The organism is Humisphaera borealis (assembly GCF_015169395.1).
In the GTDB taxonomy this organism is placed as follows: domain Bacteria; phylum Planctomycetota; class Phycisphaerae; order Tepidisphaerales; family Tepidisphaeraceae; genus Humisphaera; species Humisphaera borealis.
Genome location: NZ_CP063458.1, coordinates 6,830,667 through 6,849,058, shown reverse-complemented (window position 1 = coordinate 6,849,058; position 18,392 = coordinate 6,830,667). Strand labels below are relative to the sequence as shown.

The window sequence follows — 18,392 nt, the reverse complement described above, 5'->3', positions numbered from 1 at the left end:
TTTGCATCAGGCCTGCAGCGCCTTGATTACGCCGCTGCTGTCGCCGTGACGTTCGGCTTGCAGGCCGAGGCCGTGAAGCATCGTGAGCCACAGGTTGCAGAGCGGCGTGTTTTTCGGGAGCACGATGTGCTGTCCCAGCTTCAAGTTGGCGCCGCCGCCAGCGATGAGCGTCGGGCAGTTGTCGAGGTAATGGATCGTGCGGATATTGCTGCCGTAAGCGACGGTGGTCTGGTCGAAGAGTCGCGAACCATCCGGTTCTTTGACGGCCTTGAGCTTGTCGATCAGTCCCGCCAGCAGTTCGCTCTGGGCCACGTCCCGCTTTTGAGACGCAATCATCCGGTCGCCCGGCGAATAGTGGCTCATGTCGTGGGGCGCCACCTTGATGTTCAAGCTCTGGAGCAGCGTGCCCACCGGCTGGCGATATGTAATCACTCGGGTGCTGTCGGTCTGAAACGCGGCGACCATGAGGTCGTACATGATCTGCACTTCATCGCGGCCCGACAGAGTTGCCCGCGGCTCATTCATCGATCCGCCGGGCTTGGGGACCTGCAGCCATTGTTCATCTTTTCCGAGGCGTGTTTCAATGTCGCGAATGCTCTGGAAGTATTCGTCGAGTTTGTCGATGTCCGACTTGCTCAGGCCGCGCTGCAGGTCCTTTGCATCCGTGAGGACCGCGTCTAGAACGCTTCGCTTTTGTGCAAGCATCGCTTGCCGCTGGACCAGCGGCGTGTCATCCGGCGAAAACAGCCGGTGGTATGCGATGACAGGGTTATCTAAACCCGCCACCATCTTGCCGTGAATATCCCACGCCAGTGAAAGCCCCGGGCCATGACCGGAGTTCGGCACATCCACGCTATTGAGCTGGAGAGAGGAGAATCGCGTTTCCCGGCCAAGCTGAGCAGCCGCAACCTGGTCCACCGAGATACTGTTGTGCAGGCTTTGTCCCGGCTCGGCGTAGCGATTGGCTCCGGTCAGCCAGAATGTGCTGCCCCAGTGCGCTTCATTGGCATACTTGTTCGCCAGGCCTTGCACGACCGTAAAATCAGACTTGTGACGAGCCAGAGGCGCCAGACCCGGCGGCAGGTCGTACTCGGTGCCCGTCTGCTTCACATCGGGGAACCACGTTTCATTGGTCACGCCCCAGCCGAAGTTGAGGAAGATGGCCCGCTTGGGTCGTGGGACAGGTGCAGCCGCCGCTGCAAATCGACGAAAGCCGAAGGATTGCAGCGCCGGCAGCGCGACAAGGGTGCTGGCGCTGCGCAGGAAGTGGCGTCGAGTCAGAGCGCGTTGCATGGCAAATTCCTATCTTCTTCCAAACTCCATACCTGACGTATCGATCATTGGTTGATCTCTCAGGGTTGAGAATGCCGCACAGGTAGTCTGGGTTGCGTCTTTACCGTAAGCCGCACATCGTCGAGATACTGTTCGCCAAACTCCGAGGGCTTGTCCTGGCGGGTCGGCGACTTACCGGCAACAAACTGCACCACGGCAAAGTCCGCGTTCGGTGGCAGCACCGCTTTAACCGTTAGCGATCGCCAATCCTGCGGTGTTCCACCCCGGCTGTCGAAACTGTCGGTTCCGCTGGCCAAGGCCTCTTTCAGGACCAACGGCCATTGCGCATGAAGTGATCTGTGATCCCCGGCGAAGACAAACAAGCGACAGCTCATCCTGATGGAGTCGCCTTGGATTGGTCGGGCATCCAGAAACCATGCCGACAGTTCAAGAGTCGCCTCGCTTTCGCCCAGGGTTCCGCTGAGACCTCGAAGATCCACAAGTTGAAATACATCGCAGGAGGTTGCCGGGCTATTCGGCACGGCCTCATCCCCTTCTGCACGAACGAAGCGAAGCAACTGGCTGCCGTGTTTCGTTCTCACCGAATCTGCCCGCACGGTTTCTGCCTCATCGCCGCTCCAGATACCCAAGGCCCGAGGGAAGCCCGACGGTAGTCGGCCAATCAAAGTCTCAAAGCTTCCATCGACCAGGGTGAGCAGTTGCGATTCGGTAGCGACCGCCCCGGGTGAAGCGATTGCCCATGTCAGCATTCCGAAGAGCAGCCCGAGGACGATGCCTGCGGCCGTGGAGAATGCAGGCCACTTCAGCCGGGCGAAGCGGGAAGCGACAGCGGGCTTGTGATCGATCGTCGATACATCCTGTTGAAGTCCTTCATGCAGCAGCGCGTGCGTCTGCGCGAGCACCCAGAATCGTTCGCGCGCGGACGAAGAATTAAGGAGACGGTCTTCCAGCTCCTGCCGCTGGTCGTCATCCATCGCGTGGTTAAGGTGCGCATCGATCAGGTCGTCTAGTCGATCGTCTTTCATGACATCTGACCTCTGGTCTGCTGCTCGATGCAATCCCTCAGAAGCCGACGGGCGCGCGACAAGGCCACGCTGACGGCCGCCGGCGTCCAGTCCAAGATGCGGGCGATTGCCTGTGGCTTGTGTTCGTGCTGGTAGAACAGGTTGATGATCCGCCGGGCCTGCGGGGCGAGTTTTGCAAGACAATGCGGCAATACTGCCAGCCGCGAGTTATCGAACGGCTCCGCCGGCGCGCTGGCTGACAAAGATTCCAGCACGGCGTTGGAGAATCGATCGGCGGCGCGACTGCGATTCGCCTGCGCCTTCATGACCTGAAACCGCGCAATCTGAAACGCCCAGGCCAGGAAGTTCGAGTTGACGTCAAACTCCGCTGCCTTTTGCTGCACAACGAGGAATGTTTCCTGCACAACATCCGCTGCCGCCGTGAAATCCCCCATCAGAGAGACGATGAACCCCCTGATCCGCGTCTGGTGGCGGACAAAGAGTTGGAGCACTTGCTGATGGCGATCGTCGTCCATGCCCTGGGAGAATAAGCTGAAGGGCAGAAACCTTAGCAATCGATTTGGCGTAGCCGAGGGGGTTCCGAATATCGAGTTCGGGGCTCAAGAGGTATCCTCACGGCGAGTCGGACCTGCTTCTGGCCGGGCATGCCCAGCTGGTGCGTGACCTTGCTAAGGCAATCGCGCATTGCCACGGGCCAGTCTGTGAAACCGCCATGACCTTTTCTGCTTGCAGTGGTCCCGGTGCGCTCTGCATGCAACAAACCCGAATGTCGAGCGTTATTCAGCCGACGAAGGTGACTTCGCACGTTGTCTGACGGCCACTTTCGTTCGAGCGTCCTTTTCCGATCGAGTCCCTGCACAAACCCCACCCCATGAAAACTTCTGCACTGATCGCGAGTCTCCTGCTTGTTCTCACCTCCGTCGGTCGGGCAGACGACGGATTCAAGCCGCTGTTCAATGGCAAGAACCTCGACGGGTGGGATGCCAATCCCAAGCTGTGGACCGTGCAGGACGGCACCATCGTCGGAACGACAACTGGCCCGGAACAACTCGAGTACAACCAGTTCCTGATCTGGCGTGGCGGGGTCGTCAAGAACTTTGAACTTCGGGCCAGGATCCGCCAGAGCGGAAACAACACCGGCATCCAGTACCGCAGCAAGGAGCTGCCCGCCGTCGGAAAGTGGTCGGTCGGCGGATACCAGTGCGACATCCATCCCACGCCGGCCAACAACGCGATGGTCTACGAAGAAAAGGGCCGGGGCATCATCGTGCAGAACGGACAAAGCGTTGTGATCGACCCTAAGGGGACCCGCTGGCTTGTGGCACAGCACGAGCCGGTGAAGGTGGATGTCGCCGAGTGGCACGAATACACGGTCATCGCGCAGGGCAACCACCTGGTTCACAAGCTCGACGGCAAGGTCACGATTGACCTGGTCGATCACGACGAAGCCAAGCACTCGCTGGAAGGAATCGTGGCGTTTCAGATTCATCGCGGGCCGGCGATGAAGGTGGAGATCAAGGATGTGATGCTCAAGGAACTGCCGGAGGGCGGGGTGGTGGCATTCGATAAGGCGGCGCTACCCGCCGGCGCGGCCCCGATCGAGAAGACCAAGCCCGCCGGGGCCAAGCCCGGCCCTGCCAAGCCCAAAGCTCAGCCGAAAGCCCCCGCCGCCACGGCAACGCCCGCCGCCGCAACGATTGCACCGCGTTCTTGAGCGCGGCTCTGTCGGGCCGGGCAGTGGCAATACCTCACGCGGTTACCGCGGCCTGCCGTGACCCTGCCGTTGCGCGGCAGGCGACCTTTGCCACCTTCACAGCGCAGCATTTGAGCGCGGGCTGAAAGCTGACAGGGTCGGTCTGGTCCGACGTGGCCTCGTTCGGCGACGCCGCCTGTGCCCAAAGCTCGTTCCAATGGATCGGCATGAAGACGACGCCGGGAGAGATGGTGTCGTCCGTCAGGACCGGCGCCCTGGCGGTGCCGCGGCGGCTGCTGATGGTCACTTCGTCGCCGGTCGAGAGCCCGAGTTCGTCGGCATCCTGCGGGTGGATCTGAAGGTAGGGCGCCGGGTCCAGCGCGTTGAGCTGCTCCACCTGACCCGTCTTGGTTCGGGTATGCCACTGGTTGAGAACGCGGCCCGTCGTCAGCAACATCGGAAAATCCGCATTCGGCTTCTCGTCCGGCGAAATGTCGTGGCGCGCCCAGAGGCGTGCCTTGCCGGTAGCGGTCGGGTAGATGCCGTCGACATACCGGCGATCGTTCGCCCTGGCCATGGACGGGTGCGGCCAAAGCTGCGGCCCCAACTCGCGGAGCATCTTGTAGTGCATGCCGCTCTGATCGTTCGGCCGGCCGGCGGTGGATCGGGCGAACTCGTCGAAGATCTGCTCGGACGATTCGAACTGCATGCCCTTTCGGAAACCCAGCGCGACGGCGATTTCGCGCACCCACCACCAGTCGGGTTTGGCATCGCCCGGCGGCGGGACGACCTGCTCCATCAGCGTGACCCGTCGCTCGCTGTTGCAGTAGGTTCCCTCCTGCTCCAGGTTGACCGCCGCCGGGAGCAGCACGTGCGCGTACTTGGTTGTCTCGGTCGGGTAGTAGGCATCCTGCACGATGACCAGTTCGCACTTCTCGAGCGCGCTGCGAATGCGCGGCAGGTTGGGCATGCTGGCGGCGGGGTTTGAGCCGATGACCCAGAGCGCCTTGATTTCGCCGCGATCGATCGCGTCGAACATGCGAACGGCGTCGTGGCCGACTTCGGAAACAATCGTGCCGGGTTTCAATCCCCAGACCGCTTCCATGTCGGCGCGGTCCTTCTCGCTGGCAACGGACCGTTGCCCGGGGAGCATGTGGCTCATGTACCCGACGTCGCGGCCGCCCATCGCGTTGGGCTGGCCCGTCAGGCTGAAAGGCCCGGCGCCGGGCTTGCCGATCCGGCCCGTCGCCAGGTGAAGGTTGATGATCGCGTTGCTCGCGAACGTTCCCTGCAGGCTCTGGTTGATGCCCATCGTCCAGAACGTGATGAGCTTTGGCGTATAGGCGATGATCTCGGCGGCCGAGAGGATGTCGGCTTCCTCAAGCCCGCACCGTTGCGCGACGACGTTCAGCGGGTAATCATCGAGGATGGCATCCAGTTGTTCCCACCCCTCGGTGTGCTGCTCGATGTATCGCGCATCGAGCAACCCGCGATCGCGAATGATGCGCATCAGGCCGTTGAGCAATGTCAGATCGGTGCCCGGGCGGATCGGCAGGTGCACCGTCGCCGATTCGGCGGTGGGCGTTCGGCGGGGATCGGCGACCACGCACCTGGCCCCCTTGTCGATCCGCTTCCTGATTCGCTCGAACGTGACCGGGTGGCACTCGGCGGCGTTGGAACCGATGAAAAAGAACGCATCGGCGAGCTCGATATCGGCGTAAACCGTGGGCGGGCCGTCCGAGCCGAGCGACAGCTTCATCCCCGCCCCTGCCGACGCCATGCACAGCCGGCTGTTGCTGTCGCAGTGGTTCGTCCGCAGGTACGCCTTGGCGAACTTGGTCGCGATGTACTGGGCTTCGGTGGTGAGCTGGCCGGAAAGGTAAAACGCGATCGCGCCCGGTCCGTGGGACTGCAGGATGCGGTCGATCCCCTCGGCCGCAACGCGGATGGCGGCACCGGGCGGCACGACCGACGGCGCTTTGCCGAACCCGTCGCGCAGCATGGCGTGGCGGAGCCGCGTCGCCACGTTCACGGTGGCGGCGACAGTGCCGCCCTTGGGGCAGACGCGGCCGAGGTTCGCCGGGTGCTTCGGATCGCCGCGGATGCGGAGAATCCGCTCCCCGTCCGTCGACGCGAGCAGCCCGCAGCCGACGCCGCAGTAGGGACAGAGGGTAGGAATCTCTTTGGCCATGAGAGAGACGTAACGGACGAGTCAAAGGAGAGTTTCGAACACAGCGGAGCGAACATTGAAGGACGACGGATACGAAATGCGAACACCGAACAGCTCGGCAGCAACGCTCAATACACGTCTCTCTGGTACCGCTTGTTCTTCGATAGATCCATGACGAATGCCTTGGCCTGCTCGGCGGACATATTGCCCTGTTCCATGGCGATCCTCTTGAGTGCGTTGTCGACGTCGGTCGCCATGCGCTTGGCATCGCCGCAGACGTAGAAGTGGGCACCTTCCTGAAGCCATTTCCACATTTCGGCGGCGTGTTCGAGCATGCGGTTCTGGACGTAGATCTTTTCCTTCTGGTCGCGGCTGAAGGCGAGGTCGAGACGGGTGAGGAAGCCTTCCTCGCGCAACTGCTCCAGCTCCTGCTCGTAGAGGTAGTCGTACTGCTTCTGCTGATCGCCGAACAGCAGCCAGTTCTTCCCTTTGGCACCGGTCGCCCTGCGCTCGGCGAGAAAAGCGCGGAACGGCGCGATGCCGGTTCCGGGGCCGACCATAATGATCGGCACGTCCGGGTTCGCCGGCACACCGAAGCCGTGCGACTCGTGAACGAAGCAGCGGACCTTCAGTCCGGGCTTGACGCGGTCGGCAAAGAAGGTGGAGCACACGCCCTTGCACTGGCGCTCGCGCTTGTTGACGAACCGCACGATGCCGACCGTCAGGTGGACTTGGTCAGGGTGGGCTTTCAGCGACGATGAGATGGAGTAGAGCCGCGGCTGAAGCGGGTTCAACGCCGTCACGAACTCGTAGGGCTCAGGCTTGGCAGAGGGGAACTGCCGCAGAAGATCGAGGACGTCGTCGCCTTCGGGCAGGCTGTCATCGGCCAGCATCTGCTTGAGCTGGCTGGCCTGCTCGGCATCGGCGGCGGTGTTGATGAGCAGTTCGAACATCAGGTCGGTCGGTTTACCCAGCGAGTAGCTCTTGAGCAGCGCTTCATAAATGCTCACGCGGTTGCCGTCGGGATCGATCACTTCTTCGGCGCCGCTGGCATCAAGAGCTTCGAGCACCCAGCCGACCAGGTCAGGATCGTTCTCCGGGAAGACTCCCAAGGCGTCGCCGACCTTGTAGGAAAGTCCGCTGCCTTTGAGGTCGAGCGAGACGAAGCGGGTGTCCTTCATGCTGCCGGGCTTGTTCAGCGCATTGCATTCGAGCAGGCGGGCCGGGAAGGGGTTGTGTCGGCCGTACTTGCCGGCGGCGGGATTGAGCGTGGCGGGCTTGGCCGCTCCCGAGGCCGGCGCCGCCGCTGCCTTCACCGCGGCACCGCCGCCTTCGGCGACGAGTACCTTCAGCTTCTTGCTGGTCTCCATACCGCCGGGCGCGCACTTGGTCAGGTCCTTTTCCTGGCCGTTGGCGATCGCCTCGGAGTACGTCTTGCAGACATAGCCGCAGGCGCCGCAGTCGAGTTGGGCCATCGCGCCCATGAGCCGGCGTGACAGTGGTTTGCCGACAACCATCTGCATGCGCTCGTCGATCGTGAGCGCCGGATCGTGCCAGGGCATCTCTTCGTTCTCGTCGGCAACCGGCGCTGCCGGTGCCGCGGCGGACGCACCTGCGACTTCAGCAGGCATCGAAACCGCCAAGCCGTTTGCGTTGCCGTTGACCTGTCCAAACAGCCCGGCAAAGAAGCCGTTCAGCCAGGAGCGCTGAGCATCGGTGAATGGAGCATTCGTTGGAATTGCTGGGATGTTCATGGTCGTCACGTGTTAATGGACTGTGCTTGAGCTTTTGGTGGCATGGGCAACGGTACTCCGTTGCCCGTGTCGACCGCTGGTTGGTGATCGCCACGGGCAAGCGGGTACGCTTGCCCACGCCACCCAACGCTCGGCTTTGCCGCCTATCCCGTGGTCAATTCGACCGCTTCCGATTCGGTCACTGCGTGGGCGTCGAAGATCTCCTTCAACTGATCTGTTTCATGTCGACGCACGAACTCATTGAACGACTCCGTCGGTGTCGTGCGATTGGCCTTGTAGCCACGGATCATCTTCTCGACGGTCTTGGCCAGTTCCGTGGCCGGGATGTTGCGGTACAGCTCTCGACCGATGGACTGGTCAGCGCCGTAGCCGCCGCCGACAAACACGTGATAGCCCTCGACCTCTTCGGCGTCATCGTCGTCGCCGAGCGACACCTTCGTCCCGATCAGGCCAATGTCGCCCATGTAGTGCTGGGCGCACGAGTTCGGGCAGCCCGTCAGATGGATGTTGACCGGCACATCCAGTTCGATCCGCTTCTCCAGCGCTTCGGCGAGCGCCATCGCGTGCTGCTTGGTGTGGGCCATCGCGAACTTGCAGCCGGCCGCACCCGTGCAGGCAACAAGACCGGCGCGGATGCTGGTGGCGCTGGTGGCCAGGTTCAGTTTTGCCAGTGCCTCCTGCACGGCGGGAATGTCGGCCTCGGCAATGTCGGAGATCAGCAGGTTCTGCCAGACCGTCAGGCGGATCATGCCTGACCCGAACTTGTCGGCGATGTCGGCGATGCCGCGCATCTGCTCGGCGGTGATTCGGCCCACCGGTAGGACGACGCCTACATAAAACCTGCCTTCCTGCTTCTGCGGGAAGACACCGATGTGGCCGTGCTTGTCGACCGCGGGGCGCGGCTCGCACATCGCCGTCGCTACTTTGCGCAGCTTGCGGCCGAGGACCTTCTCGGTTTCTTCGATGTACTTCGCGTGCCCCCAGCGGTCGAGCACGTACTTCAGCCGGGCCTTCTTGCGGTCGGTGCGGTCGCCGTTGTCGATGAAGACGCGCACGATCGCTGCGGCGACGGAGATGCACTCGTCCGGCTTCAGCAGGACGCCTTGGTCTTTCGCGAAATCCTTGTGCCCGGTGATGCCGCCGAGCGCCAGCCGGAAGTAAACACCAGGCTCGATCAGCTGGCCGTCGCTGTCGGTTTTGCCTTGGCCCACGCGGACCGCGGAAAAGCCGATGTCGTTGGTGTCTTCGACGGCGGAGATTTTGCCGCCGCCGTCGAATGCGATGTTGAACTTCCGCGGCAGGCCGTACATCTCACGGTGGTTGAGGATGTAGTGGTGCATGGCCCGCGACAGCGGGCGGGTGTCGATCAGTTCCTGCGGATCGATTCCGGCCGTCGGGCTACCGGTGACGTTGCGGATGTTGTCGGCCCCCGAGCCACGGCAGAGGATGCCGGCATCGTGCAGGCCTTCGAGGAAGTCGATGGCGCTACCGGCCTGGATCTCGCGGATCTGCAGGTTGGCGCGGGTGGTGACGTCGGAGAATCCGCCACCGTGAACCTCGGCAAGCTCCGCCACCCGTCGGAACTGGAAGCTCGGCACGATACCTCCGGCAAACCGCAGCCGGGCCATGTAGCTGTCCTGCGCCGGCGCGACATAGAACAACCCCTGGTACTTAAAGGCCAGCACGTCCGTGCCCTTGGGGAACTTTCCCTCGGCCGAGTGCTGGACGAGATCATTCCACTGATCAAGCGGGAACTTCTTGCGCTTGGCGACCTCTTCCGGGCAAAGCTTTTTGCCGGCGGCGACCTGCGCGTCCTGTGCCCGGTAGTGAACCGCTTCTGGCCCCGGCGGGATCTCCGATCCGCCTCCGGGAAGACTGATCGAGCCATTGGCCGGCAGCCCGAGTGCGGTGGCGAACGACGCGCGGCCATTGACCAGGAGCTGGGTGAGCCCCGAGCCGGCGACAAAGCCTTGCAGGTAGTGTTTCTGTTCGTCACTGAAGTCGGACATAAGGCCTCGCTCTGCTGGATGGTGTCGGAGTAACCGGGGGACTGAGTGATGCCGTCGAATCTCGAACGTCGATCCTCGGCGGCACGACGCAATCTCCCGGCCACCCCGCCACCGCACACTTAGAACGTGAACTGCAACGCTCCATAGAGGAAGTCGATGTCTTCGCTGGGCCCGGTATCCTGAATGAAGTCACCGGCGAAGAAATGGCTCCAACCGAAGTATGCCTGCGTATGGCGGTCGATCTGCCAGGTGAGCAGCAGGTCGATTTCCGAACCGATGTAGCTTTCGTCGCTCCCGCCCGACGCCCGCAGCAGGCCGCCGCCGGCATTGAAGACGCCGTCGGCCGTGCTCTCGCGCCAGAACAGGTGGTACTCTGTCCTAAGCGTAAGCTTCTGGGCCCAACTGGCTTTCTCGGCCAGCGTCAGGTCGAAGCCGGGATGCACATCGATGATGTTCTGCCGGCCGATCGCATCGATGTAGCCGAAGTAGAGATGGCCTAGCGGAAACAGCTGGTTGAACCGATTGAAGTTGCCGTCGGTCGGATTGTCGTCGCCGCTGGCAATATCGAATCCGATGAAGGCACGGGGCTTCAGGGGCGCCGGGAAGCAGGTGTAACCGGCTTCCATCGCGAAAGACCAGGCCGAGATCGTGCTGGTGTCGAACTGGCCGAACTGGTAAGCGCCTTCGACGTCAAAATCGAACGGCTTGGGGGCCGATGAGAACCGGGCACCGACGGTGTACGTGTCGGAATCAACCGCGACGGCACCCTGCACGCCTGATGCGGAAGTCTTGGTCTTGTTCAGCGCCAGTCCGTAGACCTCGAGCTTGGTGCCGCCGCCTTCAAAGACGGTGGGCAGCGCCAGCGTGTTGTAGACGCCGGCAAAGCTCGTGTCGTCGTCGCCGTCGTTGGGCTCTTCCTTGTCAACGATCACCGGGCGAACCCAGAACGCGTCGAGCGTGTTGTTACCGGTCACAGTCGAGGCCTTGAAGCCTTCGAAGGTGCGGCGGGTGTTGGTCCAATCGAGCGGGGAGATCAATCGCTGAGCGCCGTAGGCTAAATCCTGGCGGCCGAAGCGGAGCGTGACCGAGTCCTTGCCGCCCAGCGGCAGCCTGGCGTCGGCGAAGAGCTGCTGGATGTCGGATTCGTCGGCATCCGCGGCGCGTGGCCCGCCGTTTTCGCCGTCTTCCAGGGCGAACTTGTATTGCCCGAACACCCTGAAAACCGGTCCGAGCTGGAAGTCGGCGTGGAACAATCCGCGGTGCAGGAAGTAGCCGTCGTCGTCGGCGGGAACTGCGCCGAAGTTGGCGTCGTCGAAGTTCTCATATCGCTCGCGAAGCTGGCCGCCGAGCGATAAATAGAAGCCGTCCGCGCCCAGCGGGATGTACTTGATTGGGTCGAACAGGTCGGTCCGAAGGGTCGGATCCTTCAGGTAGGCGTAGTTTTCCGTCCAGCGGACGGGGGTGTAAGGCGGCGGCGTTGCCACGGCGACTTTGGTCGCCGGGGCAGAGGCTGGCGCGGTGGTCTGTGCCATCGCGAAAGTAGCCGGAGCAAGAGCCGCCGAGATGGCGATCAGTAAACGCTTCATGGAGTCAATTCCTTTTGGTCTTTACGATTGTTGTTTGTCACCCTGGCTCACCCGGCGATGGCACGCCATCACGGACAAGGCGAACGGGGCCTTCGATCAAGCAAAACAAAAACACCTGGCGTTCTGACACTACTACGCGACCGCCGCAGCCGCGTCCGGCTGCGTAGGTTTGCGGATGTCATGTTCTTCCAGGAACGAGATCAGCCGTTCCCGAAGCCGGTAGTAGTCGGGGTGTTCCATGACCTCGGTGCGGTTGCGCGGCCGCGGAAAGGTCACTTCAAGGGTCTCGCCGACACGAGCCCTTGGGCCGTTGGTCATCATGACGATGCGGTCGGACAGAAACAGCGCTTCGTCCACGTCGTGCGTGACCATCAGGGCCGTCTTCTGGTCCTGGCTCCATAGGTCGATGAGCACCTGCTGGAGTTCATATCGGGTCAGTGAATCGAGCATGCCGAACGGCTCGTCCAGGAGCAGCATCTTGGGGTTCAGCGCGAATGCGCGGGCAATGCCAACCCGCTGCCGCATGCCCTGCGAAAGCTCGGCCGGCAGCTTGTGCATCGCGTCCTTCAGGCCGATCAGCGTCAGGTAGTAAGCGACCAGGTCCTTCCGCTCCTGCTCGGAGGCATCAGACATCACCTGGTTGACGCCGAGCAGGACATTGTCGAACGCGGTCATCCACGGGAGCAGACTCGGCGCCTGGAAGACAACGCCACGATCGGGCCCCGCGCCGCGGAGCTCCTTGCCGGCAAGGATGAGCGTGCCGCTGGTCATCTCGCTTAAACCGGCGACGATCGAGAGGACGGTCGATTTGCCGCAGCCGGAGTGGCCGATCAGCGAAACGAACTCCCCCTGCCGCAGGGACAAATCGAAGCCTTCCACCACGGTGTAAGGGCCCTTCTTGGAAGGGAAGGTTTTGTTGAGCTGCCAGATTTCGAGGTACTTGTTCATGGCTACTTAAGTCGTGGAAAGAATCACCACCACGGAGCACACGGAGTTCACGGAGCACAAAAGCACAGAGAAACAGACTCAAACGATCTCTCGGCTTCATGTTTCTTGTCGCTCCGGATGGTCGTTCTCCTCCGTGCTCTCGGTGTTCTCCGTGGTTGAAATTCTGCAACTCTGCTTTACGCCGGGACCGCGTCCGCCAGGGCGGACGCTACGCTGCTGATCTCGAATCCGGTCGCGTAGTCCTCGGGGAACGCGGGGTCAAACACCTTGCTGTCGCACAGCGTCTCGACCGTCGTGTTAGCCTGAATCGGGTCAAACTCGGTCGGCCGTCCGATCAGTTCGTACAGGTCACCGCGGTAAACACGCTCGGCGATCGTCGTGTAGTCGGGGGTCTCGGCGAGCTGGCCCCAGCGGCGGAACTGCGTGAGGAACCAGATCGCGTACTTCGTCTGCGGGTAGTTCACGCGGGCCGTCGAGAAGCGGATCGGATGGACGGCGTAGTTCTTCGTCCTGCCGTCGCCGAAGTCGTACTGCCCGCGAAGTCGAGGCAGAATCTGTTCCTCGCGGACGTTGCAGTACTCCCGCTTGCCGACGATGTGAGCCGTCTCGGGTTTGTTCTGCGGATCGTCGATCCACGCGCTGGCTTCATTCATCGCCGCCAGGCACCGTTTGAGGGTATCGGGCTGCTCGTTGACGAAGTTCTCTCCGAACGCCAGCACCTTTTCCGGATGGTCGGCCCAGACGTCCTGCGACGCGGCGGCGGTGTAACCCAGCCCTTCGCTGATCGCCTTGGCGTTCCAGGGCTCGCCGACGCAGAAGCCGCTCATCTCCCCCTGCCGAAGGCTGGCGAGCATCAGGGGCGGCGGTGTGACGGTGAGGTTGATATCGCGGTCGGGGTGAATTCCCCCCGCCGCCAGCCAGTACCGCAGCCACATCTCATGTGTGCCAAAGCGGTGTGTCGCCGCGAACGACAGCGGGTCTCCCTTTTGTCGCGCCGCGGCCGCCGTAGCTTTGAGCTTCCCCATATCGGTGCCGACCGACGACTGTAGGGCCGACGACAACGTGATGCCCTGCCCGTTGCGGTTCATGATCCAGGGCACCACCAGCGGATGCCGCTTTCGCCCCATCAGCCCCGCGGCGATCGCGACCGGAATGCTCGCCAGCATGTGGGCGGCGTCGATCCTCCCGCTGCACGCGGCTTCGGTGATCGCATCCCAGCTCGGGAACTTCTGGAGCTTGACATCGATCCCGTGCTTGTGAAACACCTCACGCTCGACCGCGACCGCCAGCGGCGCGCAGTCGGTCAGCGGAAGGAAGCCGACGGTGATCGTCGGACGCTCGGTCCTGCCTCGAACGCTCGCCAGGCGACGGGCCGGCCGGCCCGTCGCACTGCCTTCGCCGAGGAGCCATTCGATGACCTGCTGGCGGATCTCCTTGAACCGCGGGTCGTGGTTCATCGCCTTGCGATCGCGAGGCCGGGGGATGTCGACCTTCACAGCCGGCCCGAGGGTGGCCGCCGGTCCGGCACTCAGCGGAATGATCCGGTCGGCGAGCAGGATCGCTTCATCGACGTCGTTGGTGATCAGCAGCACGGTCTTTCGGTCGCGCTGCCAGATGCTGGTGATCTCGTCCTGTATGGTCGCCCGCGTCAGTGCGTCGAGTGCGCCCAGCGGCTCGTCGAGCAGCAGCACACGGGGGTCCATCGACAGCGCCCGTGCGACGCTCACCCGCTGCCGCATGCCGCCCGACAGCTCGCTCGGCTTCTTCTCCGCCGCGGCCGTCAGGTTCACCATCGCAAGGGCCTTGTCGACGCGGTCCCGGCGGTTCGCGGCAGACTCCGTGCCGAACACCCGATCGACCGCCAGCGCGACGTTCTGCGCGACCGTCAGCCACGGCAGCAGCGAGTAGTTCTGAAAGACCATCGCGCGGTCCGGGCCGGGTCCGGTGATCGGCTTGCCCTGCATGGTTACTTCACCGGTGTCGGGCGTAACCAGTCCAGCGAGCATTGAGATGAGCGTGGTCTTGCCCGCGCCCGAGTAGCCGATGATCGCAACAAACTCCCCCTCTTCCACCGTCAGGTTGATCCCCGACAGGACTTCCGCCCCCTTGTCGCCATAACTCTTGCTGACGTTGTTGAGTTCAAGAAGCGGCATGAGCGGCACCCCTTCCCTTGGCGGCAAGTGGCTTCACCGCGGCCACCGTCGGCCGGCTTCGCAACCGGCTGGCCAGTGCGAACGGCAGGTTCAGCAGCTTGTCGGTGTTGGCTTCCAGAACGCTCATGAGCCTGTCCAAAACGAACCCCACCAGGCCGATCGTGATGACGCAGAGCAGGATGTGTTCGGTCTTGCCCGCGTTGAACTCCTGGTTCAGAAACCCGCCGATACCGTTCTTGGCCGTCAACATCTCGGCCGCGACAATGACCAGCCATGCCATGCCCAGGCTCAGGCGGAAGCCCGTGAACATGTCGGGGAATGCCGCCGGCAGAAGGATCTTGAACGTCTTCTGCACCCGGCCCAGGCCGAGCACCTTCGCGACGTTGTGATAGTCCTGGGGGATGGACCGCACACCCTTGGCGGTGTTCAGAACGGTCGGCCACATCGCACAGACGGCAACGGTGAAGATCGCCGCCAGTTCGCCGACATTGATCTCCCAGTCCTTCTTGTAGGACAGGAAGATCGCAAAACCGATAGGGTACCAGGCGAGCGGGCTGACCGGCCGCAGGATCTGGATCGCCGGGTCGATCATCTTGTTGAAGACCTTCGACGAACCCAGGGCCATCCCGAGTGGTACGCCGAGCGCTACTGCGATACCGAATCCGGCGAGCACGCGGAGCAGCGAACCCCAGGTCATCAGGATGATGCCCTGGTCGGTCTCGTTGCGATACGCGAGCGGCTCCAGCACATACAGCTTGCTCTCCTCCCAGGTCTGCAGGGGACCCGGTAAGGTCGATATGCCGGATTCGGCGTCGTGTGTGATCACCGACGCCGTAAGCCATAGTCCCATCAGCACGGCAATGCCGACCGCCGGGAAAAGGAGAAAGTCAGTCAATATCTTCTTGGTCATGGACATCGGGCTCCTGTATCGAGATACGAGACGGCGTGGAGCGCCGCTCCCGAGCGCAACGCATCGGGTTCCACTCACCCCTTCATTGCGTGCACCTTGAACGAACGGGCGTATTCCTCTGGCTTGGACGGGTCGAACGTGATGTTGTCGAACAACGTTTCGGGCTTCTCGTCGGCCACGCCCGCGGTGTAGCCGATCTCCTTCATCGCTTCTTCGTAAAGGTCAGGCCGCATCACCTGCCTGGAGATGCCGGCGTAATCGGGCGTCCCCTCCACCATGCCCCAGCGACGGAACTGGCTGATGAACCAGGCGGCGTACTTGAGCTGCGGGTAGTTGCAGTTGCGGCTGCTGAAGATCATGTAGTTGGGGTCGGTGACCTTGCCGCGGTCGTCGCCGTAATCGACCTGCCCCTGAAGTCGACCGAGGATCAGCTCCTTCGGGCAGTTCACATAGCCGGTCGCGGAAATGATCTCGCACAGCTCGGGACGGTTCTTGACGTCGTCGAGCCACACACTGGCTTCGTGAACGGCCTTCAGGACGGCTTTGACGGTGCGGGGATTGGCGTCGGCGAAGCTTTTAGTGAACGCCAGCACCTTCTCGGGATGATCCTTCCAGATGTCCTGCGTGTTGATCGCGGTGTAGCCAACCCCTTCTGCGGCCGTCTTGGCGTTCCAGGGCTCGCCGACGCAGAACCCGTCGATCTCGCCCGACTGCATGCCATTGAACATGTTGGGCGGCGGGACAACCTTCAGACCGATGTCGTTGTCGGGATGAATGCCACCGGCGGCGAGCCAGTAGCGAATCCACATCGCGTGCGTTCCGGTGGGAAACGTCATCGCGAAGTTCATGGGTTTTCCGCTCGCCTTGGCAGCATCAACGATCGGCTTGAGGGGCGCGGGGTCGGCTTTCACCTTGCCCTTGAGCGCCTTGGTAAGCGAGATGCTCTGCCCATTGCGGTTGAGCAGCCAGGGGATCACCATCGGAACGGGCTTGGCACCGCCGATGCCCATCGTCAGGCTCAGCGGCATACCGATGAGCATGTGCGTGCCCTGAATCTCGCCGCTGGTGAGCGAATCGCGGATCGCCGCCCAGTTGCCCTTCTTTTCGACGACACCGTTGATCCCGTACTTCTTGAAGAAGCCCTTTTTCTCGGCAATCACCAGGGGCGAGCAATCCGTCAGCGCGATCATTCCAAACTTAAGGTCGGTGACTTCCGGGCCGGTGCCTCCGGCGCTGGGGGTTGCCGCAGTTTTCTTCCTGCACCCACTAATGGCGCTGGCGAGCGGAATGCCGGCCCCGAGGGCGGCCATCCCGTATGCGGCGGACTTGAGAAGTCCGCGTCGCGAAGGGTTCGAGCTGGTATTCGAGTTCATCTTCATTTCAATGTGTCCTGTGATCGAAGTAGTGGTTTGTGCAACGGACGGAGCATCAGGTGTTCTGGACGGAAGCCGGCACGAATGAGCTCGGCCGGGGGCCTGCGGGCGAGGGTTCATTCGATCCGCGATAGGGTGACCTGCGCGGGTCGTAGGAGCTCTGGTGCCGCAGCGGCATCGGCGCCAGATCGTCCGCGGGACAGTCGATCTCCAGTTCGGCAGCGGCCTGGCGGTAGAAGCGACTGTCGGTGCAATGGGTGGCGGCGACGACGACATCGGCTTCGCTGGGAGCATGACCCCAGCGGATCATCTGCTCGGCCAGCCAAGCGGCGTGCGTCGCGCTGGGGAACGTTCGCTTGACCGCGAACGACCTCATGCGCCAGTCGGCGGGTCGCGGCGACGGTTGCCGTGGATTCACGCCAAGGGTTCGATTGACTCGCAGGCTCGCCGCCAGATCCGCGACCGGAACACCGATGCACCGCTCGCTCGCGAGCATCTCGGCGAGCTTGGGGTGGTTGGCTTCGTCGTCGCACCAGGCACAGGCCTGCAGCAACGCCTTGATGATCGCCACCACCGCCGGCCCGTGGTCGTCGGCCCAGCGACGCGTTACGGCGAGTACCTTTTCCGGATGGTTGGGCAGGATGTCGGTGGTCGGGCTCACAATCGTGCCGTGACCGCCGCGCTCGGCGAGCGTGTTCCATGGGTCGCCGACGCAGAACCCGTCAAGGTGTCCATGCCGCATGTGTTCCGTCATCTGGGGAGGCGGAACGACGCAGAGGCGGACGTCGAGATCGGGGTGAATGTCGGCGGAGCTGAGCCATTCCCTCAGGAGATAGTGGTGCATGGAGGCACCAAAGACGTAGCCGAAAACGAGCTTGCGAAGCTCGCCGCCACGCCCGGCCGCCTTGCGGTCGACAAGCCATCGGGCAAGGGTTGCTGCCGACCGGACACCGCGGTCGACCAGTGCCTTGCTCAGGGTGATCGCGTTCCCGCCGCTGCCCAGTTCCATCACCGAAAGCAGCGGTTCGGTGGCACCACCCGGGAGCGTGGTGCTCAGCGGCATTCCCAGGACGGCGTGCGATACGTCCAGATGTCCGTAGAGAAGCTTGTCGCGGACATTGGCCCATCCGATCTGCCGTTCGAGAATGACGCGAACGCCGAACTTCTCGAATAGTCCGAGCTCCCGGGCGGCCAGGAGCGGAGCGGCATCGATGAGCGGGACGAACCCGATCCGGACGACACCGCCGGCGGCACCGTTGACCGGCCTTGCGGCGGCCGTGCCGTGATCAATTCTTGTGATGTCGGCTCTGGCCACGGTTCACCGTAGTGGAGCCCTCCGTCGGGTCGAGCCGGCTGCCACACCGTGCTCACTGGTCAATCCTCATCCGATCCCGACGGGGCGGAATCTACAAGGAAACCGTGGCATGAAGCCAGATCATTGTTAAGATACTTTCGATCGATTTCGCTCATGAGTCCTG

13 protein-coding genes are annotated in these 18,392 nt (G+C 62.7%); 1 reads left to right on the top strand and 12 read right to left on the bottom strand.

Features of this window, described 5'->3' with window-relative positions; translation table 11 throughout:
• Window positions 1-6 precede the first annotated feature (6 nt).
• Genes IPV69_RS25810 through IPV69_RS25800 form a run of 3 tightly spaced genes read right to left on the bottom strand, consistent with a single transcriptional unit; the run spans window position 7 to window position 2,833 of the window.
• Window positions 7-1,293 carry a DUF1552 domain-containing protein gene (locus IPV69_RS25810; protein ID WP_206292612.1) on the bottom strand — a complete coding sequence of 429 codons (1,287 nt, stop codon included), beginning with the start codon at window positions 1,291-1,293 and terminating at the stop codon, window positions 7-9.
• Between the two features lie 59 nt (window positions 1,294-1,352).
• On the bottom strand, window positions 1,353-2,318 hold the full coding sequence (locus tag IPV69_RS25805) for an anti-sigma factor family protein (protein ID WP_206292611.1): 966 nt from the start codon (window positions 2,316-2,318) through the stop codon (window positions 1,353-1,355).
• Complete coding sequence (locus tag IPV69_RS25800) at window positions 2,315-2,833, bottom strand: sigma-70 family RNA polymerase sigma factor (protein WP_206292610.1); 519 nt, start codon at window positions 2,831-2,833, stop codon at window positions 2,315-2,317. Before IPV69_RS25800 ends, IPV69_RS25805 begins: the two co-directional genes overlap by 4 nt.
• Before the next feature lie 356 nt (window positions 2,834-3,189).
• Between IPV69_RS25800 and IPV69_RS25795 the strand changes: the two genes are divergently transcribed.
• Window positions 3,190-4,032, top strand: a complete 843-nt coding sequence (locus IPV69_RS25795) for a 3-keto-disaccharide hydrolase (protein WP_206292609.1) — start codon at window positions 3,190-3,192, stop codon at window positions 4,030-4,032.
• 34 nt (window positions 4,033-4,066) lie between these two features.
• On the opposite strand, the gene IPV69_RS25790 is transcribed toward IPV69_RS25795, so the two are convergent.
• The 9 genes from IPV69_RS25790 to IPV69_RS25750 form a co-directional block, all read right to left on the bottom strand.
• A complete protein-coding gene (locus tag IPV69_RS25790) occupies window positions 4,067-6,202 on the bottom strand; it encodes a molybdopterin oxidoreductase family protein (RefSeq protein ID WP_206292608.1) in 2,136 nt (711 codons plus the stop codon).
• Between the two features lie 107 nt (window positions 6,203-6,309).
• Window positions 6,310-7,935 (bottom strand): sulfite reductase subunit alpha, encoded by a 1,626-nt coding sequence (locus IPV69_RS25785; protein ID WP_206292607.1) that lies wholly within the window; start codon window positions 7,933-7,935, stop codon window positions 6,310-6,312.
• Window positions 7,936-8,078: 143 nt separating this feature from the next.
• Window positions 8,079-9,944, bottom strand: coding sequence for a NirA family protein (locus IPV69_RS25780; RefSeq protein WP_206292606.1), 1,866 nt, complete (start codon window positions 9,942-9,944; stop codon window positions 8,079-8,081).
• A gap of 119 nt (window positions 9,945-10,063) precedes the next feature.
• Window positions 10,064-11,530, bottom strand: a complete 1,467-nt coding sequence (locus IPV69_RS25775; protein WP_206292605.1) for an alginate export family protein — start codon at window positions 11,528-11,530, stop codon at window positions 10,064-10,066.
• Between the two features lie 132 nt (window positions 11,531-11,662).
• Complete coding sequence (locus IPV69_RS25770; protein ID WP_206292604.1) at window positions 11,663-12,478, bottom strand: ABC transporter ATP-binding protein; 816 nt, start codon at window positions 12,476-12,478, stop codon at window positions 11,663-11,665.
• Window positions 12,479-12,654: 176 nt separating this feature from the next.
• A complete protein-coding gene (locus IPV69_RS25765) occupies window positions 12,655-14,631 on the bottom strand; it encodes a nitrate ABC transporter ATP-binding protein (RefSeq protein ID WP_206292603.1) in 1,977 nt (658 codons plus the stop codon).
• The gene (locus IPV69_RS25760) at window positions 14,618-15,547 is read right to left on the bottom strand and encodes an ABC transporter permease (RefSeq protein WP_206292602.1); all 930 of its coding nucleotides are present in this window, start codon (window positions 15,545-15,547) and stop codon (window positions 14,618-14,620) included. The genes IPV69_RS25765 and IPV69_RS25760 overlap by 14 nt, the downstream gene beginning before the upstream one ends.
• A gap of 68 nt (window positions 15,548-15,615) precedes the next feature.
• A complete protein-coding gene (locus IPV69_RS25755) occupies window positions 15,616-16,920 on the bottom strand; it encodes a CmpA/NrtA family ABC transporter substrate-binding protein (protein ID WP_206292601.1) in 1,305 nt (434 codons plus the stop codon).
• A 49-nt stretch (window positions 16,921-16,969) separates the two neighbouring features.
• Window positions 16,970-18,229 carry a CmpA/NrtA family ABC transporter substrate-binding protein gene (locus IPV69_RS25750; protein WP_206292600.1) on the bottom strand — a complete coding sequence of 420 codons (1,260 nt, stop codon included), beginning with the start codon at window positions 18,227-18,229 and terminating at the stop codon, window positions 16,970-16,972.
• Between the last annotated feature and the right edge of the window lie 163 nt (window positions 18,230-18,392).

Bases quoted from the DNA above. Each gene is read 5' to 3' on its own strand.
- IPV69_RS25790 (WP_206292608.1), bottom strand. From the start codon at position 6,202: ATGGCCAAAGAGATTCCTACCCTCTGTCCCTACTGCGGCGTCGGCTGC.
- IPV69_RS25760 (WP_206292602.1), bottom strand. From the start codon at position 15,547: ATGTCCATGACCAAGAAGATATTGACTGACTTTCTCCTTTTCCCGGCG.
- IPV69_RS25805 (WP_206292611.1), bottom strand. From the start codon at position 2,318: ATGAAAGACGATCGACTAGACGACCTGATCGATGCGCACCTTAACCAC.
- IPV69_RS25810 (WP_206292612.1), bottom strand. From the start codon at position 1,293: ATGCAACGCGCTCTGACTCGACGCCACTTCCTGCGCAGCGCCAGCACC.
- IPV69_RS25765 (WP_206292603.1), bottom strand. From the start codon at position 14,631: ATGCCGCTTCTTGAACTCAACAACGTCAGCAAGAGTTATGGCGACAAG.
- IPV69_RS25770 (WP_206292604.1), bottom strand. From the start codon at position 12,478: ATGAACAAGTACCTCGAAATCTGGCAGCTCAACAAAACCTTCCCTTCC.
- IPV69_RS25780 (WP_206292606.1), bottom strand. From the start codon at position 9,944: ATGTCCGACTTCAGTGACGAACAGAAACACTACCTGCAAGGCTTTGTC.
- IPV69_RS25795 (WP_206292609.1), top strand. From the start codon at position 3,190: ATGAAAACTTCTGCACTGATCGCGAGTCTCCTGCTTGTTCTCACCTCC.
- IPV69_RS25755 (WP_206292601.1), bottom strand. From the start codon at position 16,920: ATGAAGATGAACTCGAATACCAGCTCGAACCCTTCGCGACGCGGACTT.
- IPV69_RS25785 (WP_206292607.1), bottom strand. From the start codon at position 7,935: ATGAACATCCCAGCAATTCCAACGAATGCTCCATTCACCGATGCTCAG.
- IPV69_RS25775 (WP_206292605.1), bottom strand. From the start codon at position 11,530: ATGAAGCGTTTACTGATCGCCATCTCGGCGGCTCTTGCTCCGGCTACT.
- IPV69_RS25800 (WP_206292610.1), bottom strand. From the start codon at position 2,833: ATGGACGACGATCGCCATCAGCAAGTGCTCCAACTCTTTGTCCGCCAC.